Origin of the sequence: Caballeronia sp. AZ7_KS35, from assembly GCF_023631045.1 — a bacterium.
GTDB lineage: Bacteria > Pseudomonadota > Gammaproteobacteria > Burkholderiales > Burkholderiaceae > Caballeronia > Caballeronia zhejiangensis.
Map to the genome: position 1 here is coordinate 90,422 of NZ_JALQDV010000040.1, position 17,911 is coordinate 108,332.

The following is a 17,911-nucleotide window of genomic DNA, read 5'->3' on the forward strand; positions in this document are numbered from 1 at the left end:
GCATGCGCGGTATGGCGATGATTCAGCGGCCGAGTCCGGCCATCATCATGTACTTGAGTTCCGTGTATTCATCGAGTCCGTACTTGGAACCTTCGCGGCCCAGTCCCGACTGCTTCACGCCGCCGAACGGCGCGACTTCCGTCGAGATGATGCCTTCGTTGATGCCGACCATGCCGCTCTCCAGCGCCTCCGCGACACGCCACGCGCGGCCCAGATCGCGCGTGTAGAAGTACGCGGAAAGGCCGTACGGCGTGTCGTTCGCGGCGGCGATGACGTCTTCTTCCGTCGCGAAGCGGAAGCACGCGGCGACCGGACCGAAGGTTTCCTCATCGGCGACGAGCATCGAAGGCGTGGCGTCCGCGAGCACCGTCGGCTCGTAGAACGTGCCGCCGAGCGCGTGCGGCTTGCCACCCGTCAGCACCTTCGCGCCTTTGCTCACGGCATCGGCGACATGGGCTTGCACCTTCATCAGCGCGGCTTCGTTGATGAGCGGCCCCTGATCGAACTCGCCTTCGAGCCCGTTGCCGACGCGCAGCTTGTGCACCGCGCGCGTCAGCGTTTGCGTGAAGGCATCGTAGACGCGGTCCTGCACGTAGAAGCGGTTCACGCACACGCACGTCTGCCCGGTATTGCGGAACTTCGACGCGATCGCGCCTTGCACGGCGGCGTCGATATCGGCGTCGTCGAACACGATGAAGGGCGCGTTGCCGCCGAGTTCGAGCGACAGCTTCTTCAAGGTATCCGCCGATTGCTTCGCGAGCAGCTTGCCGACGCGCGTCGAGCCGGTGAACGAGAGCTTGCGCACATCGGGCGATGCGGTCAGCGTCTCGCCGATGGCGACCGCATCGCCCGACACGACGTTGAACACGCCTGCCGGAATGCCTGCTTGCTCCGCGAGCACCGCCAGCGCGAGCGCGGACAGCGGCGTTTCCTCGGACGGCTTCAGCACCATCGTGCAGCCCGCGGCCAGCGCGGGACCGGCTTTGCGCGTGATCATCGCGAGCGGGAAATTCCACGGCGTGATGGCGGCGACGACGCCGACCGGCTCGCGCGTCACGACGATCTTCGCGTTCGGCTTCGGACTCGGGATGATGTCGCCGTAGCTGCGCTTCGCTTCTTCCGCGAACCATTCGAAGAAACTCGCCGCGTACGCGACTTCACCGAGCGCTTCGGCAAGCGGCTTGCCTTGTTCGCGAGTCAGCAGTTCGGCGAGGGTGTTGCGATTGGCGAGCATCAGTTCGCCCCAACGCTTCACGCGCGCGCTGCGTTCCTTCGCGGTCAGCGCGCGCCATGCGGGGAAGGCGCGCTTCGCGGCATCGATCGCCTGCTGCGCTTCGGCACGACCGCCGCGCGCGACGTTCGCGATGGACTCGCCCGTCGCCGGATTGCGCACGGGATACGTGCCCGCGCTTTCGCGCCATGTGCCGTCGATGTAGTGATTCGTCCGCATCAGATCGATCATGCCGCGCGCTCCATCGCTTGTTCGAACACGCCTTGCGCCGCACGCGCCTCGCGCGCGATGCGCCGCCCCGCCGTGTAGTCGTTGATGAGATCGCACGGCGTGTAGTTGCGCTCCAGCTCGTGCAGTTCGTCGTCGTCGAGCTTCGTGTCCAGCGCGGCGAAGGCGCTGTCGAATTGCGCCGGCGAATCCGCGCCGACGAGCATGGACGCAATCCCGGGACGGCTCAACACCCACGCCTGCGCGATCTGCGCGGCCGGCACGCCGCGCCGCGCCGCGACGCGCGCGACCGATGCCGCGATGTCCTGCGACGCGCGATCGCCATACATTTGCGCGGTGAAGAAATCGGTCTGGTTGCGCGTGGATTTTGCGTCGGATGTGAGCAGGCCGCGCGCGAGCGGACTGAACACGGACACGCCGACGCCCTGATCGATGCAGTACGGAATCATCTCGCGCTCTTCCTCGCGATACGCGACGTTCAACTGCAACTGCATGTTGATCGGCTTGTGCCAGCCGTGGCGCTCGCACGCCTGCACGATCTTGGCGAACTGCCACGTATACATCGTCGATACGCCGATGTAACGCGCCTTGCCCGCGCGCACGATGTCGTCGAGCGCGTGCATCGTTTCTTCGACGGGCGTGTTCACGTCGAAGTAATGCAGCATGTAGATATCGACGTAGTCCATGCCGAGACGCTTCAGGGAGCCGTCGATGCCGTCCATGATGTGCTTGCGCGAGTGGCCGCCCGCGTTCGGATGGCTCGCCATGTCGTAGCCGACCTTCGTCGTCACGACGACTTCCTCGCGCGCAACGAGCCGCTTCAGAATGCGGCCGACGACTTCCTCGCCGACGCCCGTCGAATAGAAATCCGCCAGGTCGATGAAGTTCACGCCGTAGTCGAGCGCGTGCTTCACGATCGGCTCGCTTTGCGCTTCATCGAAAATCCACGGCTTCCATTGCGGCGTGCCCATGTTCATCGTGCCGAGGCACAGGCGCGAAACCTTCAGGCCGGACTGGCCGAGACGCACATATTCCATTGTCGAAAACTCCTTACTTCTTCGGCGTGTAGAACGGATTCGACACATCGCGCGCGGCCTTGAACACGGCTTCCTTGCGCGGCAGGCCTTCCATCGCGGCGATGATCGCGTTACGGCACGCGCGATAGTTGTTCTCGAATACGGCGTCGAGATCGTCGGTTTTCGGATTGACCCAGTTCGCCGACACGACGACCCAGTCGTTCTCCGCTTCCGGCGGCAGCGTGCCGTTTTCGAGCGATTCGGCGACCGCCTTCGCGATGCCCGCCTGCGATGCGCCCCACGTCGCGTTGCCGTGGAAATCGCCGTCGATCTGCGCCTTGTTGACATAGAGCGTGAGCGGCTTGGTCGGCACGCCCGGCTGCGCGATCACGACGAACGGCGCGTGCCCGGCGGACGGCGTCGCGAGCGCGGTCGCGAAAGCCTGACCGGCCGGGCCGTTGCGCGGGCCGACCAGCACGTTGATGTGCGCGAGATTGACGCCCGGCCCTTCGAAGCCTTCGCCGATGAACAGATTCTTTTCCATTGACTCCTTCCTTGTGTCCGCGTGATGTGTGCAGTTCAACCACCGTTGCGGTGGATGTGAGGCATTCTGCGGCGGGCGTCGCGCGGGGAGGAATCGACGATTTTTGAGGACCGGATTGATGAAAGCTCAACTCGGGAATCACCCGTAGGCGGGATAAGCGTCCCATAAGCTTCCAGCGCCCAAAATGTGAGTTTGTTCTGAATGCGGATTATTCCGGCGTGAGCGCGCCGCCGGGTCCGCTGACGCACATGTCTTCCATCGATCGCATCTCCCCGCTTCCCGTCACCGATGTCGCGTGGCGCTACTACGATCTCGCCAAATCGCGCGTGCAGATCCACGAACCGCCCGCGCCCGGCGAAGTCTTTCTGTGGCTGGTGCCGAGCGAATTCCGCTTCGCATCGGCATCGAATATCGGGAACTGGCTCAGTCCCGCCGAACGAAAACGCACGCGGCTGCATCCGAATTCCGCGCTCGGGCGGCGCTTTTCCGTCGCGCGCGCGACGCTGCGGCTCGTGCTTTCGCACATGTTCCATTGCGAGCCACACGAAGTGGGCGTCGAGGACGAACCGGACGATCGCATCGTCGTGACGCATCCGCATGACGACGGCCCGGTTCACGTCGATGTCGCGTATTCGGGCATCTGGATCGTGGTCGCGGTGGCATCGGCGAGAATAGGGCTTGGCTTGACGGTCGAATCGACGGGCGCGCATGACGCTGCCGCCAGACAATCGATGTGGGACGAAGCGGCGCGCATCGGCAAGTCGCGTGCGCAGCGCGGCGACACAGACGCCGACTGGCACGGACTCACCTTGCCGATGCCCGGCGGCATCTGCGGCGTGCTCGTCCTGGACAAGCCCGTCGCGCGCGTGCAGGCGTTCGGCTGGGAACGGCCGCTCGAAGCGGAGGGCAACGCAGCCGCGTCCTGAGCCCGCGAGCGCCGTGTAATCACGGATCGGGATCGGGAGAAAACAGGACATCATGGAATACACGGCGCTCGCACAACGCCACGCGGCCGCGATCATCGCGATCGCGCTCTTCGCCGGCCCGGCGCTCGCAGCGGTCGCGTGGGCCTTCGCCGCGCGCGGACGGCGCGCTTCCGGCGCGGCCGTCGCGGTTACGGCGGGCATCGTCAGCGCGACGGGCGCGGCGGTGTTCATCGCCATCGCGACGCGCATCGCGCATGGCACGGCGTTTTCATCGGCGGATCAGCGCATGGTCGACGCTCTGCGCGACGGCACGCCCGCATTCGCCGCGCGAGGATTCGCCGCGCTCACGCATCTCGGCGATCCCTGGTTCCTCACGCTGCTGTCGGCGCTCATGTGCGCGTGGCTGCTGCTGACGCGGCGCTTCGGTCTCGCTGTCTATTTCGCCGCGGTCACGAGCGCGGGCGGCCTGCTCAATCAGGCGCTCAAGTCGATGATGCGCCGCGACCGTCCCACCGGCGCGACCGTGCCGTTGCCCGAAAGCTTCGCGTTCCCGAGCGGACATACGTTCGGCTCGATCGTCTGCTACGGCATGTGCGCCTATGTGCTGCTGCGCCTCGCGCCGACGCGCCGCGATCCGCTCATCGTCGCGCTCGCGTGCTTCATCGTGCTGACGATCGGCGTGAGCCGCGTGGTGATGGGCGTGCATTTTCCCGGCGATGTGGTCGGCGGTTTCGCGTCGGGCGGCGCGTGGCTCGCGGCGTGCATCGGCGCGGCGGAATTCGTGCGGCGACGTAGCCGGACGCTTTAGGATTAGTTCGATTGTTCCGCGCATCCGTAGACGTTAGTTTCAGACCTTTTGCGAGGCTGAAACGATGCTCGAATCGAAAGCGTATGGCGCGGTGGCCATGGCCCTGGTGCTGATCGGTCTGAACGGATGTTCGGCCTTCGTCAAGGATCCCGATCCGCAGGAATACATGAGCCGCGTGAAGGTCGGCATGACGCGCGCGGAAGTCGAGGACAGCCTCGGCCCGCCTGACGGAAACTGGGGACCGTGGCATTCGCTGTGCACCGAATACGCGTTCAAGAAGCACGGCACCGACCGCTGGTCCGTGTATTACAACAATCAGAATCGCGTGGTCTATACGGAGCACGCGGGCTGCACCGTCAAGCGGGCGAAGGAAGTCGGCCTGCGCTGAACGCCAGAAAAGACAAACCCCACGCGCCGTGGGGTTTGTCGTTTTATGAGCCTGAAATTCGACGCGTCAGTTCGCCGTCGGCCGCCACTTCAACAGACGCTGCTCGACCGCCGTCAGCAGATAATCCGCCGCGAGCGCGACGACCGCGAGCACGATCATCGCCGCGAACACGCCGCTCGCGTTGAACGCGCCCTGCGCGGTCGAGATCAGCAAGCCGATGCCCTGCTTCGATCCGAGAAACTCGCCGACGACCGCGCCGACCAGCGCGAAGCCGAAGCTGACGTGCAGGCTCGCGAGAATCCACGAAAGCGCCGACGGAATCACGACCGAGGTCGTCACCTGGCGTCGCGATGCGCCGAGAATCTGCGCGTTCGCGATCATGTAACGGTCGGCTTCGCGCACGCCCTGGAACGCGTTCGCGAACACGACGAAAAACACCATCACGACGGCGAGCGCGACCTTCGACGCCATGCCGAGACCCAGCGCTATCACGAACACCGAGCCGAGCACGACGCGTGGAATCGAATTGGCGATCTTGATGTAGATGCTGAACACATCCGACAGCAGCTTGTTGCGGCCCAACACGATGCCGCAGAAAATGCCGCCGGCCGAACCGATCAGAAAGCCGAGAATCGTCTCTTCGAGCGTCACCCAGACTTGCGTGAGCAGCGGTCCTTGCGACGTGCCGTCGACGAACCATTCGACGATCTGATCGAAGATCGCGGACGGCATCGAGAAGAAGAACGGATCGATCCAGTGCAGGCGCGCCGAGAGTTCCCAGCCGCCGAGCACGAACACGAGCACCGCGATACGCAGCCCGATGACGAGCGCATTGCGCTGCCTGATGCGCTTTTGCGCTTCGCGTTCGACTTGCGCGAGCGTGCCGGGATCGATGCCCGAGGGCATCGTTTGTTGAGGCGTGGACATAGTGATGTTCCTTTGAGGCGGGTTCAACCGATCTGCACTTCTTCGCGCAGGTCGTGCCAGATATCGCGCGAAATTTCGATGAAGCGCGGGTGATAGCGAATCTCCGACGTGATGCGCGGACGCGGCAGGTCGATCTCGTAGACCTTCTTGAGCGTCGCGGGGCGCGCCGTCAGCACGAACACGCGGTCCGCGAGCGCGATCGCTTCTTCGAGATCGTGCGTGACGAACACGACCGAGCCCGCATTCGCCGACCAGAGCTGCAGCAATTCGTCCTGCATCAGCGTGCGCGTCTGCATGTCGAGCGCGGAGAACGGCTCGTCCATCAACAGGATTTCGGGCTTGTTGATGAACGTCTGCGCGAGCGCGACGCGCTTTCGCATGCCGCCCGACAACTGATGCGGATAGTGCTTGCCGAACTTGTCGAGACCGACGCGGCGCAGCCACGACTGCGCTTCGTCGTAAGCGGCGGACTTCGAGCGGCCGCGATACAGCGGGCCGGCTGCGACGTTGTCGAGCACCGAGCGCCAAGGAAACACGGCATCGGCCTGAAAGACGAAGCCGATGCGGGGATCGATTCCATCGACCGGCTGGCCCATCACGCGCACTTCGCCCGTCGTCGGCTTGAGCAGACCGGTAATCATGCTGAGCGTCGTGGATTTGCCGCAGCCGGTCGGCCCGACGATCGCGACGAATTCGCCTTTCGCGACCGACATGCTGAAATCGCGCAGCGCGACCGTCGCCTTGCCGTCCGGCGAGATGAAGCGGCACGATACGTGGCGCAGTTCGATCGCGGGTTGATTCGATTGATTCATCGTGAAAGCCTCACTTCGACGCGGTCGCCGTGCCCGACACGTACTCGTTCGAATACGTGCGCGCGAGATCGATATGCTTGCCCTTCACCGACGGATTGAACGCGGCGAGCACCTTCAGAACGGTTTCGGGACCGTCGGCGGGCATCTTGCCGTCCTTCGTGAACATCGGCAGCGAGGCTTTCAGCGCGCCCACGTACAGGTCCTTGTTCTTCGCGTAATAGTCCTTCGGCATCTTCTCGGTGATTTCTTCGGCGCTATGCGTCGCGATGAAATTCAGCGTCTTCGCAAACGCGCGCGCGAGCTTCGCGGCTTCGGGCTTGTGCGCCTCGGCCCACGCGCGCTGCACGTAGAAGCTCGACGCCGGATACGTGCCGCCGAGCGCGGCGCGCGTGCCTTCGAGCGTGCGCATGTCGACGAGCACCTTCGCCTCGCCGGTCTTGAGCAACTGCGAGACGGTCGGCTCGGTCGTCATGCCCGCATCGATGCGCTCCTGCTTGATCGCTGCGATGAAGCTCGCGTCCGCGCCCACCGGCAGCAGCGTGTATTCCTTCGACGTGACGCCCGCGCGCTGCGCGAGATATTGCGTCAGAAAGCTCGTCGACGAGCCGAGGCCGGTCACGCCGAGCGTCTTGCCTTTCACGTCGGCCATGCTCTTGATCTTGTCGGCCTGCTTCGTCGAGACCAATTCGACTTCGCCCGGCACCTGACCGAAGATCACGAGCGCCTGGACTTCCTTGCCCTTGCTTTGCAGATCGATGGTGTGATCGTAGAAGCCGACGACGCCTTGCACCGCGCCGGCCAGCAATTCGTTCTCGGCATCGACGCCCGCGGGTTGCGACAGGATCTCGACGTCGAGCCCTTCGTCCTTGAAATAGCCGAGTTGCTCGGTGAGCTTCGCGGGCAGATAGATGATCTTGGTTGCGCCGCCGACCATGATCGAAATCTTTTCGGCGTGAGCGGATACGGAAGCGGCGGCGAGGGCGAAAGCGATACCGGACACAGCAGCGATCTGGCGCAGAGTACGCATCAGGAGTCTCCTTAATGTGGGCCGTGAAGTTGGGAATGGCCCGCTTTTTCAGTTGTGCGGCGATTATAGGAACGCGAAACCTTCTGCCAGCTTTCTGCGCCGATGCGAAATCATGGGTGTTAACCCGATGCTTCATCGTTCGTCGAAGCCAATACAATCGCGCCACCATGAAACTGCTGTTGATCGAAGACAATCCGACGCTTTCGCTCTGGCTCGCGAAGATGCTGGAACAGGAGTCGTTCACGCTCGAAACCGTGCAGGATGGCGAATCCGCCGATCAGCTCCTGCGCGCAAATCTTTACGACGTCGTGCTGCTCGACCTGAACCTTCCGCGTCTTTCCGGCAAGAACGTGCTGCGCCGCATGCGTCAACGCGGCGACGCAACGCCGGTGATGATCCTCACGGCGAGCGGTTCCATCGACGAGAAGGTGGAGTTGCTCGGCGCGGGCGCGGACGATTACCTGGTGAAGCCTTTCGAAGTGCGAGAGCTCGTCGCGCGCGTGAAGGTGATGATCCGGCGGCGCAGTTCATCGACGGCGAACGAGGTGTCGTGCGGCGATCTCGTGTTCGATATCGACACGCGCCAGTTCACGCTCAAAGGCGCGCCGCTCAACGTGACGCCGCGCGAACGCAGCGTGCTCGAAGCGCTGATCCTGCGTCTCGGCAAGACGGTGTCGAAGGCGTCGCTGCTCGATACGATCTTCACGCACGAAGACAGCCCGAGCGAAGACGCGCTCGAAATCTACGTGTCGCGGCTGCGCAAGAAGCTCGATGGCAGTTCGGCGGCGATCGTCACGCTGCGTGGTCTCGGCTATCTGCTGCGCAAAAAGGACGATGACCAATAGCCTGCGCGTCCGTCTTCTATGGTGGCTGCTCGTGCCGCTCGCGATCTACGTGTTCGTGACAGGCAAAGCCGCCTACGACAACGCGCGCCACACCGCCGATCTCGTGCAGGAGAACACGCTGCTTGCATCGGCGCGGATGATCGCGGGCGAGGTCGAATGGTCGGACGGACGCTTGCTCGTCGATATTCCGCCGGCCGCGCTCGAAGTGTTCGCGTCGCCGCAGGGCGATCAGGTGTTCTACAACGTGAGCGTCGACGATGGCCGTCTGCTCGCTGGCGTGCCCGATTTCCCGACGCGCGACGCCGCCGGCCACGACGCGCCCGATTACTACGACGCCGATCTCCACGGCAAGCCGATACGCGCCGTCGGCTTCGTGCGCCAGATGTACGACAACGGCGCGATTCGCCGCGTGCTCGTTTCGGTCGGCAAGACGCAGGCTTCGCGCGATGCGATGGTGCGCGAGCTATGGCGTCCGCAGCTCGTGCGGCAGATCGAGATGGTGTTGCTGGCCGTGGCGCTCGCCTGCATCGGACTGACGTTCGAGCTGCGGCCGCTTCTGAAGGTGAAGAAAGAAGTGATGGACCGCGATCCGATGCAGCTCGAGCCGCTGCGCGTGGAGCGCTTGCATACGGAGTTGCGGCCGATCGTCGATGCGATCAATCAGTGCATCGCGCGGCTCGGGCTTCAGGTCGCGGCGCAGCGGCGTTTCATCGCGGATGCGGCGCATCAGTTGCGCACGCCGCTCACGCTGCTGGAGACGCAATTGCAGTTCGCGCGGCAGCATCGCGCGATGGAGCCGTCGCTGAATGAAACGCTCGCGGCGATGCAGCGAAGCAATCGTTCGATGGTCGGTCTCACCAACAAGCTGTTGCTGCTCGCGCAGGCCGAAGCCGCGGACTACGCGCAACTCGCGCGGCAGAAGGTGGATCTTGCCGCCATCGCGCAGGACGTGATCGAGGATCTGGCGATGTTCGCGCAGAAGCGCGAGATCGATCTCGGCGCGGAGCTGGTTGAATTGGCGTGGATCATCGGCCATGAAGGATTGTTGTCGGCGCTCGTGTACAACGTCGTCGAGAATGCGATTCGCTATACGCAGCCGGGCGGGCACGTGACCGTTGCCGTCATGCGCGATGCGCAACGCGTGACGCTCACCGTCATCGACGATGGCCCCGGTATTCCCGCCGAAGCGCGCAGTCGCGTGTTCGAGCCGTTTTATCGCGCATCGGCGGATACGGAAGGAACCGGCCTCGGACTCGCGATTGCGAAGGAGATCGTGCAGGCGCATCGCGGGCAGATCGTGCTGGCGCAGCGCGAGCATCCGGATCGTGGGGTGGTCGTGACGGTGCGCTTCGCGCATCTTTCGTAAATGCTATGGAATGACCAAACGAATTTCACCGCTGCTTTGAAAATATACTTCTCGTTTGCAGCGAAACTATCGCAGCGGAGAAGAAGATGAGACGAATCGGCGCGTGCCTATTCGCATTATTGTTAGCAATGCTGCTTGGCGCATGCGGCGGAGGCGACGGCGCATCGGATGCCGTGAATTCATCCGCGAAAGATTCCCAGATGAATGGGACGAACAAGGGTTTCGCATTATCGACGGTCATCTGGAAGCAGTTTCCGATCAACGTGTGCTGGGATCTGAGCAACGCCGATTTCGCCATGTACGCCAATCAACGCAGTTGGAGTCAGCTCGCGGTTCATCAAAGCTGGGAGGCGCATTCGGGCGTCGTATTCGCGGGATGGCAGCAATGCACCAACGCGCCGAACTATTACGGCATTCGGATATCGGTCGAGGACAGCGCCAAGACGGGACCGCATACGCAAGGTCTGGGAACGCAGATCAACAATGTCGCCGGCGGCATGGTCTTCAACTTCACGTTCAGAAACTGGAGTACGAGTTGCATCGGACGCGAGGAGTATTGTGTTCGCGCCATCGCCGCGCACGAGTTCGGTCATGCGCTGGGATTCGCGCATGAGCAGAATCGGCCGGACACGCCATCGACGACATGCAAGGAGCCCGCGCAAGGCACTTACGGCGACACGATGATCGGCGCGTGGGATCTGGCGTCGATCATGAATTACTGCAATCCGCAATGGAACGGTAACGGACAGTTGAGCGCGACGGATATCGCGATGGCGCAGATGTTTTATGGGGCGCCGGCCGTCACGCAGACCGTCGCGGCGCAGACGGCGCGCTGAAAGCCGACGGGTCGTCAGAAAATCCGGCGGTTTGCGGGCTTTGATTTTGGATCCAAAATCCTTGATTCAATTTTGACATGGGCGCACAATCACCCCCACGCCGCACCCAACGCTGCCGACGGAGCCCCCATGACCGACCGAGCCAATGCCGTTGCGAACCCCTATGCCGCGAGCGACAGCCCGCGGGTCTCATCGAAAACCAGCCGTGCAGTCACCGCCGCCGTCGTCGGCAATATCCTCGAATGGTTCGATTTCGGCACGTACGCGTTCCTCGCGACCGTCATCGCCAAAGTGATGTTCCCCACCGGCGACGACTTCGCCGCCATGCTCGGCACATTCGGCGCATTCGGCCTGGGCTTCGCGGCGCGTCCGCTCGGCGCGATCATCTTCGGCTGGCTCGGCGACAAGAAAGGCCGCAAGTGGACGCTCACCTTCGTCATGCCGCTCATGGCCGCCGCGACGCTCTTCATGGCGCTGCTGCCGTCGTATGCGGCCATCGGCATATGGGCGCCGATCCTGCTCGTCGCGGCGCGCATGCTGCAAGGCATTTCCGTCGGCGGCGAGCTGGGCAACGCGGTCGCGTTTCTCGTCGAATGGGCGCCGCCGAACAAGCGCGGCTTCTACGGCAGCTTCCAGCAATGCAGCACCCTCGGCGGCATGCTGCTCGGCTCGGGCGCGGCCGCGCTCATGACGACGCTGCTCTCGCCTCAAGCGATGCTCGATTGGGGCTGGCGCGTGCCGTTCATCATCGGTGCGATCGTGATCGGGCCGATCGGCTGGATCATCAGAAAGCGCAGCGAGGAGACGCCCGCCTACCAAAGCGCAAGCGACGAAGCGCCGAAGACTAAAGGCCGCGCGCCCGCGCTGCTCGGTCTGCAGGCGTGCGGGCTCGTGATCGTGTGGACGGTCTCGCTCTACGTGCTGCTCAACTATCTGCCGTCGTTCACGACGAAATACGTCGGCATGCATCCGTCGACGGCGCTGTGGCTCAACACGGCGGGCCTCATCGCGATGACCGCGTCGATTCCGTTCTGGGGCGCGGCGTCGGATCGCTTCGGCCGCAAGCCGATCTATGCGATCGGCTGCATCGCGTTTCTCGTGCTGCCGTATCCGATCTTTCACTTGATGCTCACGTACAAGTCGGCGGCGATCGTCGGCGCGGTGCAGGTGCTGGGCGGCGTCGTCATCGGCATATTTTCGGGTGTGGGGCCGGCCGTGCTCTCCGAACTTTTCCCGACGAAAATCCGCACGACGTGGATGTCGATCGGCTACGGCATCGCCAACGCGGTGTTCGGCGGTTTCGCGCCGATGATCTCCATCGCGCTCATCAAGGCAACCGGCTCGCCGCTTTCGCCCGCGTATTTCGTGATGCTCGCGGCGTTGCTTTCGACGATCACGGTCGCCACCATCAAGGAGACGGCGCACGCGCCGCTGCAATAAACATGCGCTGGAATCGCACGCTCACCGTAGTGAACTGCCACGCCGAAGGTGAAGTCGGCAATGTCGTGACCGGCGGCGTCTTCGACGTGCCCGGCGCCACGATGTTCGACAAGATGATGCACCTCGAAGAAGCGCGCGACGACTTGCGGCGCATCTGCATATTCGAGCCGCGCGGCTCGGCGAATCAGACCGTCAACTTCATCTTGCCCGCGACCGATCCGCGCGCGCAGATGGGCTACGTGATCGCGGAATCGACCGAATATCCGGCGATGTCCGGCTCGAACACGATGTGCGTCGCGACCGTGCTGCTCGAAACCGGCATCTTGGCGATGACCGAGCCCGTCACCGAACTCGTGCTCGAAGCGCCCGCGGGCCTCATCCATCTGCGCTGCTCGTGCGCGAACGGCAAGGTCACGAAGGTCGAGTTCACGAACCAGCCCGCGTTCGCGAATCATCTCGACAAGACGATCGAGGTCGAAGGCATCGGCAGTTTGACCGTCGATGTCGGCTATGGCGGCATGACGTATGTGATCGTCGATGCGGAGAAACTCGGCTTTCGCATCACGCCCGATGAAGCGCGCGAACTGTGCGAGCTGGGGCAAGTCATCAAGGCCGCGGCGGCGGCGCAGTTGCCTTCGCCGCATCCGCTCAATCCGCTCATCAAGGGCATCACGATGACCGAGTTCGTCGGCCCGATTTCGCGCGAGAACGGCGTGCTGAAATCGCGCAACACGGTGATCGTGTCGCCGGGACGCTGCGATCGTTCGCCGTGCGGCACGGGCACGTCCGCGCGGCTCGCGGTCATGCACGCGAAAGGGCTGATCGATGTCGGCGAGACGTTTCTGCACGAGTCGATTATCGGATCGGTGTTCGAAAGCCGCATCGAGTCCACGACGCGTCTGGGCGATGTTCCCGCCGTCGTGCCCGTCGTCGCGGGACAGGCGTGGATCACGGCGATCTCGCAGGTCGGCGTCGATCCGACCGATCGCTTCCAGACCGGCTTCACGCTCGCCGACACATGGTGCGAAGCCGTCGACGACAAGCTCATCAAATCGCGCGTGAGTTCGCAACGTGGCGAGTGAAGACATGACGGACGTCATCGTGATCGGCGCGGGCATCGTAGGACTCGCGTGCGCGTGGGCCGCGTTGCGCGAGGGCGCGCGCGTGACGCTCGTCGATCGCGATTTCGAAGGCGATCGCGCATCGCACGGCAATGCGGGCGGCATCGCGGTGACGGAGAGCACGCCGATCGCCGTGCACGGCATGTTCACGAAGGCCGCGAAATGGCTGATGGACCCGCTCGGGCCGCTCGCGCTCGACTGGAAGCATGTGCCGAAGGCGCTGCCGTGGTTCATGGCGTTTCGCCGCGCGAGCGAGCCGGCGCGCTTTCGGGCGATCTCGCATGCGCTTTCGCTGCTCAACAACCGCGTCTACGACGACATCCTGCCGATGTTCGACGATATCGGCGCAAGCGCGATGCTGTATCGGCGGGGCGCGCTCACGGTCTATGAAACCGATGCAGCCTTCGCCGCCGATCAGCCCGAATGGTCCTTCAAGCGCGAACTCGGCGCGCGCTGGCACGCGTTGAGCGCGCAGCAAGTGCGCGAATGCGAGCCGTCGCTCGCGCCGGTCTTCAGGCATGGCGTGTTCCTCGACGACTGGTCGCATATCGGCGATCCGCGCCGCATCGTCACGCTATTGCGCGAGCGCGTGCGTGCGCTCGGCGCGCGCTTCGTGACGGGCATCGCGCGCGCCATCGACGCGCCGGAATCCGTCGTGCTAGACGACGGCACGCGCGTCAACGGACGACGCATCGTGATCGCGGCGGGCGCATGGTCGGCGGCGCTCGCGAGGTCGATCGGCGATAGCGTGTTGCTCGAAAGCGAACGCGGCTACAACGCGACGCTGCCAAAGCACGGCGTCGCACTGACGCGCGAAGTGATCTTCGCGGAGCGCAAGTTCGTGGCGACGCCGCTCGATATTGGCTTGCGCATCGGCGGCGCGGCGGAGTTCGCGGGCATCGACGCGCCGCCGAACTATCGTCGCAGCGACGCGTTGCTCGAACTGGGCAAGCGCTTCATCGAAGGCATCGACGATACGGACGCCGTGAAATGGATGGGCCATCGCCCCGCGACGCCCGACTCGCTGCCGGTGATCGGCGCATCGCCGCGCATGCCATCGGTCGTCCATGCATTCGGGCACGGTCATCTCGGCCTCACGCAATCGGCGACGACCGCCGCGCTCGTCGCCGATGTACTCGCGGGACGCACGCCGCGCGTGCCGCTCACGCCTTACTCGATCGCACGTTTCTAAATTGGAGGAGCAAACATGCAAGTGAACTGGAAAGGCGTATTCCCCGCCGTGACGACGAAGCTCAAGCAGGACGGCTCGCTCGATCGTGACGCTATCGTGAACGGCCTGAACCGTCTGATCGACAACGGTGTCGGCGGCGTCGTGATGATGGGCATGGTCGGCGAGAACGCGCAGCTCACGCCCGAGGAAAAGCGCACGGTGCTGAAGATCGCGGTCGAAACCGTGAACGGGCGCGTGCCTGTGATCTCGGGACTGGCGGAACTGAACACGGCCAACGCGATGCAGTTCGCGAAAGACGCGGAAGCCATCGGCGTGCAAGGGCTGATGGTGTTTCCGGGCCTCACGTATCGATCGGACGATCGCGAGACCGTCGAATACTATCGGTCGATTGCGCGCTCGACGAAGCTCGGGCTCATGATCTACAACAATCCGCGCGGCTATGGCGTCGACATGCGGCCGGACTTGCTCGCGCAACTCGCGGATGAACCCAACGTCGTCGCGATCAAGGAAGAGACCTACGACACGACGCGCGTCACCGATCTCTACGCGCGCTTCGGCGACCGCTTCGTCGTGTTCTGCGGCGTCGACGATCTGATCGTGGAATCCGTCGCGCTCGGCGTGAAGGGCTGGGTTTCCGGCATGGCCAACGCGATGCCGAAGGAATCCGTCGATCTGCTGAATTACGCGGTCAACGGCGAATACGACAAGGCGCGCGCGCTCTATCGCGCGTTGATCGACTTGTTCCATCTCGACACGCACGTCAAGCTCGTGCAGTACATCAAGCTCGCGGAGAACATCACGGCGGGTTATCCGGAGTACGTGAAAGCGCCGCGCCTCTTGCTCGAAGGCGCGGAACGGCAACGGACCATCGAGATCGTCGAGAAGGCGATCGCCAACGTGCGGGCGCTCGCGCAATGAAATCGACGTTCTTCTGCATCGACGGACACACATGCGGCAATCCGGTGCGCGTCGTCGCGGGCGGCGCGCCGCCGCTCGAAGGCGCGAACATGATCGAACGGCGCGCGCACTTCCTGCGCGAGTTCGACTGGATACGCACCGCGCTCATGTTCGAGCCGCGCGGCCACGAAGTGATGTCCGGCAGCATTCTCTATCCGCCGACGCGCGCCGACTGCGATCTCGCGATTCTCTTCATCGAAGTGAGCGGATGCCTGCCGATGTGCGGGCACGGCACCATCGGCACGGTGACGACGGCCATCGAAAACGGACTCGTGCGGCCGCGCGAGCCGGGCGTGCTGCGGCTCGACACGCCCGCCGGTCTCGTGATCGCGCGTTACAGGATGAACGGCGAGCATGTCGATTCGGTGCAGCTCGTCAACGTGCCTTCGTTTCTGCATTCGCAAGACTTGTCCGTCGACGTCGAGGGCCTGGGCGAGATTCGTTTCGATGTCGCGTATGGCGGCAACTTCTACGCGATCGTCGAGCCGCAGCGCGACTACGAAGGGCTGCACGCGCTGAAGCCATCGGACATTCAGCGTCTGAGTCCGATCCTGCGTCAGAAGGCGAACGAAAAGTACGCGTTCGTGCATCCGGAAAACGATGCGATACGCGGCCTCAGTCACGTCATGTGGACGGGCGAGCCGACGGTGGAAGGCGCGAGCGCGCGCAACGCGGTGTTCTACGGCGACAAAGCCATCGACCGCTCGCCGTGCGGCACGGGCACGTCGGCGCGCATGGCGCAGCGTGTCGCGAAAGGGCAGTTGAAGATCGGCGAGCGCTTCGTGCATGAAAGCATCATCGGCACCTTGTTCGAAGGCGTGCCGATGGAAGCGGCGCGCGTCGGCGAATACGATGCGATCGTGCCGGCCATCGAAGGATGGGCGCGCGTGACGGGCCACAACACGATTTTCGTCGATGACCGCGATCCGCTCGCGCACGGATTCCTGCTGAAATAACGGAGAAAACGCATGCTGATTCTGAAGAACGCCCGCGTGCTCGACGCCGACCACGAACGCGACGACGGCCGCTATTCCATCGTCATCGACGGCGATGCGATCCGCGAAGTCACGCGCGAACCGGTCGAGGCGAGCGGCGCGCAAGTGATCGATGTCGGCGGCAAGACGGTGATGCCCGGCATGATCGATTGCCATGTGCATGTCATTGCATCGGCCGCGCATCTCGGCAACAACAGCCGTCTGCCGAACACGTTCGCCGTGCTGCGCGCCGTGCCGATCCTCGCGGGCATGCTCGATCGCGGCTTCACGACCGTGCGCGATGCGGGCGGGGCGGACTATGCGCTGTCGCGCGCGATCGAAGACGGCGTAATCGCGGGGCCGCGCTTGTTCGTCGCGGGCAAGGCGCTTTCGCAGACGGGCGGCCACGGCGATTTTCGCGAGCGCTTCGACAACGCCGATCCGGACCCGTGCGGCTGCAATCGCAACATGGGCGCGATCGGGCGCGTGGTCGACGGCGTCGACGAAATGCGCAAGGCCGTGCGCGAGGAGATGCGCGCGGGTGCGAATCACATCAAGATCATGGCGTCGGGCGGCGTGGCTTCGCCGACCGATCCCATCGGCAATCTGCAATTCTCCGTCGACGAAGTGAAGGCCGCCGTCGAAGAAGCGGAATCGCATCAGACGTATGTGATGGCGCATGCGTACACCGCGAAGGCGATTGCGCGTGTCGTGAAGCTCGGCGTGCGCACGATCGAGCACGGCAATCTGATCGATGAAGATGCCGCGCGCGTGATGGCCGAACACGGCGCCTACGCGGTGCCGACGCTCGTCACCTATGACGCGATGTCAAAGGTCGGCGCGCAAATGGGCCTCGCGCAAGACACGCTCGACAAGAATGAATCGGTGCGCAAGCGCGGTCTCGAAGCGCTCGCGATGCTGCACGAACGCGGCGTGAAGATCGGCCTCGGGAGCGATCTGCTCGGCGACATGCATCAGTATCAAAGCGATGAGTTGTCGATACGCGCGAATATCGTCGGCGCCTTCGAGGCGATTCGTCAGGCGACGGCCATCGGCGCGGAGATCGTCAACATGAAGGGCAAGCTCGGCGTCGTCGCGGCGGGCGCGTACGCGGATTTGCTCGTCGTCGATGGCGATCCGCTGAAGGATATTCGCGTGCTGACAGGGCAGGGCGAGCGCATCGCGGGCGTGATGAAAAACGGTGCGTGGGTACGCGAGAAGTTGCTGTGAACACGCGTGTTACGATGCCGCACCTTCACGCCTAAGCCGATAA

18 protein-coding genes are annotated in these 17,911 nt (G+C 63.9%); 12 read left to right on the top strand and 6 right to left on the bottom strand.

The genetic code is table 11. From position 1 onward, the window contains the following. Positions 1-22: 22 nt before the first annotated feature. The 3 genes from NCT05_RS25550 to fae are packed head-to-tail and all read right to left on the bottom strand — an operon-like array spanning position 23 to position 3,019. On the bottom strand, positions 23-1,462 hold the full coding sequence (locus NCT05_RS25550) for an NAD-dependent succinate-semialdehyde dehydrogenase (protein WP_250503469.1): 1,440 nt from the start codon (positions 1,460-1,462) through the stop codon (positions 23-25). Beyond that, entirely contained in the window at positions 1,459-2,496 is a 1,038-nt protein-coding gene (locus tag NCT05_RS25555; protein ID WP_250503471.1) for an aldo/keto reductase, read from the bottom strand. Before NCT05_RS25555 ends, NCT05_RS25550 begins: the two co-directional genes overlap by 4 nt. Before the next feature lie 13 nt (positions 2,497-2,509). Then, entirely contained in the window at positions 2,510-3,019 is a 510-nt protein-coding gene (gene fae / locus NCT05_RS25560; protein ID WP_008347281.1) for a formaldehyde-activating enzyme, read from the bottom strand. A gap of 248 nt (positions 3,020-3,267) precedes the next feature. On the opposite strand from fae, the gene NCT05_RS25565 reads away from it, so the two are divergent. The 3 genes from NCT05_RS25565 to NCT05_RS25575 all read left to right on the top strand — a co-directional run bounded on the left by NCT05_RS25565 (position 3,268) and on the right by NCT05_RS25575 (position 5,141). Beyond that, positions 3,268-3,945 carry a 4'-phosphopantetheinyl transferase family protein gene (locus NCT05_RS25565; protein ID WP_239294990.1) on the top strand — a complete coding sequence of 226 codons (678 nt, stop codon included), beginning with the start codon at positions 3,268-3,270 and terminating at the stop codon, positions 3,943-3,945. Positions 3,946-3,997: 52 nt separating this feature from the next. Then, positions 3,998-4,753, top strand: coding sequence for a phosphatase PAP2 family protein (locus tag NCT05_RS25570; RefSeq protein WP_008347285.1), 756 nt, complete (start codon positions 3,998-4,000; stop codon positions 4,751-4,753). Between the two features lie 64 nt (positions 4,754-4,817). Beyond that, a complete protein-coding gene (locus tag NCT05_RS25575; RefSeq protein ID WP_250503473.1) occupies positions 4,818-5,141 on the top strand; it encodes an outer membrane protein assembly factor BamE in 324 nt (107 codons plus the stop codon). A 66-nt stretch (positions 5,142-5,207) separates the two neighbouring features. On the opposite strand, the gene NCT05_RS25580 is transcribed toward NCT05_RS25575, so the two are convergent. From NCT05_RS25580 to NCT05_RS25590, 3 genes are read right to left on the bottom strand one after another with little or no spacing between them, the layout of a single operon-like run. Next, positions 5,208-6,068 carry an ABC transporter permease gene (locus tag NCT05_RS25580; RefSeq protein WP_008347288.1) on the bottom strand — a complete coding sequence of 287 codons (861 nt, stop codon included), beginning with the start codon at positions 6,066-6,068 and terminating at the stop codon, positions 5,208-5,210. Between the two features lie 23 nt (positions 6,069-6,091). Continuing rightward, positions 6,092-6,880 carry an ABC transporter ATP-binding protein gene (locus NCT05_RS25585; protein ID WP_008347290.1) on the bottom strand — a complete coding sequence of 263 codons (789 nt, stop codon included), beginning with the start codon at positions 6,878-6,880 and terminating at the stop codon, positions 6,092-6,094. A 10-nt stretch (positions 6,881-6,890) separates the two neighbouring features. Continuing rightward, positions 6,891-7,907 (bottom strand): ABC transporter substrate-binding protein, encoded by a 1,017-nt coding sequence (locus tag NCT05_RS25590; RefSeq protein WP_008347292.1) that lies wholly within the window; start codon positions 7,905-7,907, stop codon positions 6,891-6,893. Between the two features lie 167 nt (positions 7,908-8,074). On the opposite strand from NCT05_RS25590, the gene NCT05_RS25595 reads away from it, so the two are divergent. The 9 genes from NCT05_RS25595 to NCT05_RS25635 all read left to right on the top strand — a co-directional run bounded on the left by NCT05_RS25595 (position 8,075) and on the right by NCT05_RS25635 (position 17,868). After that, positions 8,075-8,752 (top strand): response regulator transcription factor, encoded by a 678-nt coding sequence (locus NCT05_RS25595; protein ID WP_008347294.1) that lies wholly within the window; start codon positions 8,075-8,077, stop codon positions 8,750-8,752. Further along, positions 8,742-10,118, top strand: coding sequence for a sensor histidine kinase (locus NCT05_RS25600; RefSeq protein ID WP_250503475.1), 1,377 nt, complete (start codon positions 8,742-8,744; stop codon positions 10,116-10,118). Before NCT05_RS25595 ends, NCT05_RS25600 begins: the two co-directional genes overlap by 11 nt. Positions 10,119-10,318: 200 nt before the next feature. Next, entirely contained in the window at positions 10,319-10,954 is a 636-nt protein-coding gene (locus NCT05_RS25605; RefSeq protein WP_250503476.1) for a M12 family metallopeptidase, read from the top strand. A 129-nt stretch (positions 10,955-11,083) separates the two neighbouring features. Continuing rightward, positions 11,084-12,394: an MFS transporter gene (locus NCT05_RS25610; protein WP_008347300.1), complete on the top strand. Its 1,311-nt coding sequence runs from the start codon at positions 11,084-11,086 to the stop codon at positions 12,392-12,394. 2 nt (positions 12,395-12,396) lie between these two features. Continuing rightward, positions 12,397-13,476, top strand: a complete 1,080-nt coding sequence (locus NCT05_RS25615) for a proline racemase family protein (protein ID WP_250441160.1) — start codon at positions 12,397-12,399, stop codon at positions 13,474-13,476. Positions 13,477-13,480: 4 nt separating this feature from the next. Further along, on the top strand, positions 13,481-14,707 hold the full coding sequence (locus NCT05_RS25620) for an NAD(P)/FAD-dependent oxidoreductase (RefSeq protein ID WP_175982044.1): 1,227 nt from the start codon (positions 13,481-13,483) through the stop codon (positions 14,705-14,707). Positions 14,708-14,722: 15 nt separating this feature from the next. Further along, the gene (locus NCT05_RS25625; RefSeq protein ID WP_008347307.1) at positions 14,723-15,625 is read left to right on the top strand and encodes a dihydrodipicolinate synthase family protein; all 903 of its coding nucleotides are present in this window, start codon (positions 14,723-14,725) and stop codon (positions 15,623-15,625) included. Next, positions 15,622-16,620 carry a 4-hydroxyproline epimerase gene (locus tag NCT05_RS25630; protein WP_008347309.1) on the top strand — a complete coding sequence of 333 codons (999 nt, stop codon included), beginning with the start codon at positions 15,622-15,624 and terminating at the stop codon, positions 16,618-16,620. Before NCT05_RS25625 ends, NCT05_RS25630 begins: the two co-directional genes overlap by 4 nt. A gap of 12 nt (positions 16,621-16,632) precedes the next feature. Continuing rightward, the gene (locus tag NCT05_RS25635) at positions 16,633-17,868 is read left to right on the top strand and encodes a metal-dependent hydrolase family protein (RefSeq protein WP_250503481.1); all 1,236 of its coding nucleotides are present in this window, start codon (positions 16,633-16,635) and stop codon (positions 17,866-17,868) included. The last annotated feature ends 43 nt before the right edge of the window (positions 17,869-17,911 follow it).

Coding starts and splice junctions, on each gene's coding strand:
- NCT05_RS25585 (WP_008347290.1), bottom strand. CDS start 6,880: ATGAATCAATCGAATCAACCCGCGATCGAACTGCGCCACGTATCGTGC.
- NCT05_RS25565 (WP_239294990.1), top strand. CDS start 3,268: ATGTCTTCCATCGATCGCATCTCCCCGCTTCCCGTCACCGATGTCGCG.
- NCT05_RS25580 (WP_008347288.1), bottom strand. CDS start 6,068: ATGTCCACGCCTCAACAAACGATGCCCTCGGGCATCGATCCCGGCACG.
- NCT05_RS25610 (WP_008347300.1), top strand. CDS start 11,084: ATGACCGACCGAGCCAATGCCGTTGCGAACCCCTATGCCGCGAGCGAC.
- NCT05_RS25590 (WP_008347292.1), bottom strand. CDS start 7,907: ATGCGTACTCTGCGCCAGATCGCTGCTGTGTCCGGTATCGCTTTCGCC.
- NCT05_RS25635 (WP_250503481.1), top strand. CDS start 16,633: ATGCTGATTCTGAAGAACGCCCGCGTGCTCGACGCCGACCACGAACGC.
- NCT05_RS25620 (WP_175982044.1), top strand. CDS start 13,481: ATGACGGACGTCATCGTGATCGGCGCGGGCATCGTAGGACTCGCGTGC.
- NCT05_RS25605 (WP_250503476.1), top strand. CDS start 10,319: ATGAATGGGACGAACAAGGGTTTCGCATTATCGACGGTCATCTGGAAG.
- NCT05_RS25615 (WP_250441160.1), top strand. CDS start 12,397: ATGCGCTGGAATCGCACGCTCACCGTAGTGAACTGCCACGCCGAAGGT.
- NCT05_RS25600 (WP_250503475.1), top strand. CDS start 8,742: ATGACCAATAGCCTGCGCGTCCGTCTTCTATGGTGGCTGCTCGTGCCG.
- NCT05_RS25555 (WP_250503471.1), bottom strand. CDS start 2,496: ATGGAATATGTGCGTCTCGGCCAGTCCGGCCTGAAGGTTTCGCGCCTG.
- NCT05_RS25595 (WP_008347294.1), top strand. CDS start 8,075: ATGAAACTGCTGTTGATCGAAGACAATCCGACGCTTTCGCTCTGGCTC.
- NCT05_RS25575 (WP_250503473.1), top strand. CDS start 4,818: ATGCTCGAATCGAAAGCGTATGGCGCGGTGGCCATGGCCCTGGTGCTG.
- fae (WP_008347281.1), bottom strand. CDS start 3,019: ATGGAAAAGAATCTGTTCATCGGCGAAGGCTTCGAAGGGCCGGGCGTC.
- NCT05_RS25570 (WP_008347285.1), top strand. CDS start 3,998: ATGGAATACACGGCGCTCGCACAACGCCACGCGGCCGCGATCATCGCG.
- NCT05_RS25550 (WP_250503469.1), bottom strand. CDS start 1,462: ATGATCGATCTGATGCGGACGAATCACTACATCGACGGCACATGGCGC.
- NCT05_RS25625 (WP_008347307.1), top strand. CDS start 14,723: ATGCAAGTGAACTGGAAAGGCGTATTCCCCGCCGTGACGACGAAGCTC.
- NCT05_RS25630 (WP_008347309.1), top strand. CDS start 15,622: ATGAAATCGACGTTCTTCTGCATCGACGGACACACATGCGGCAATCCG.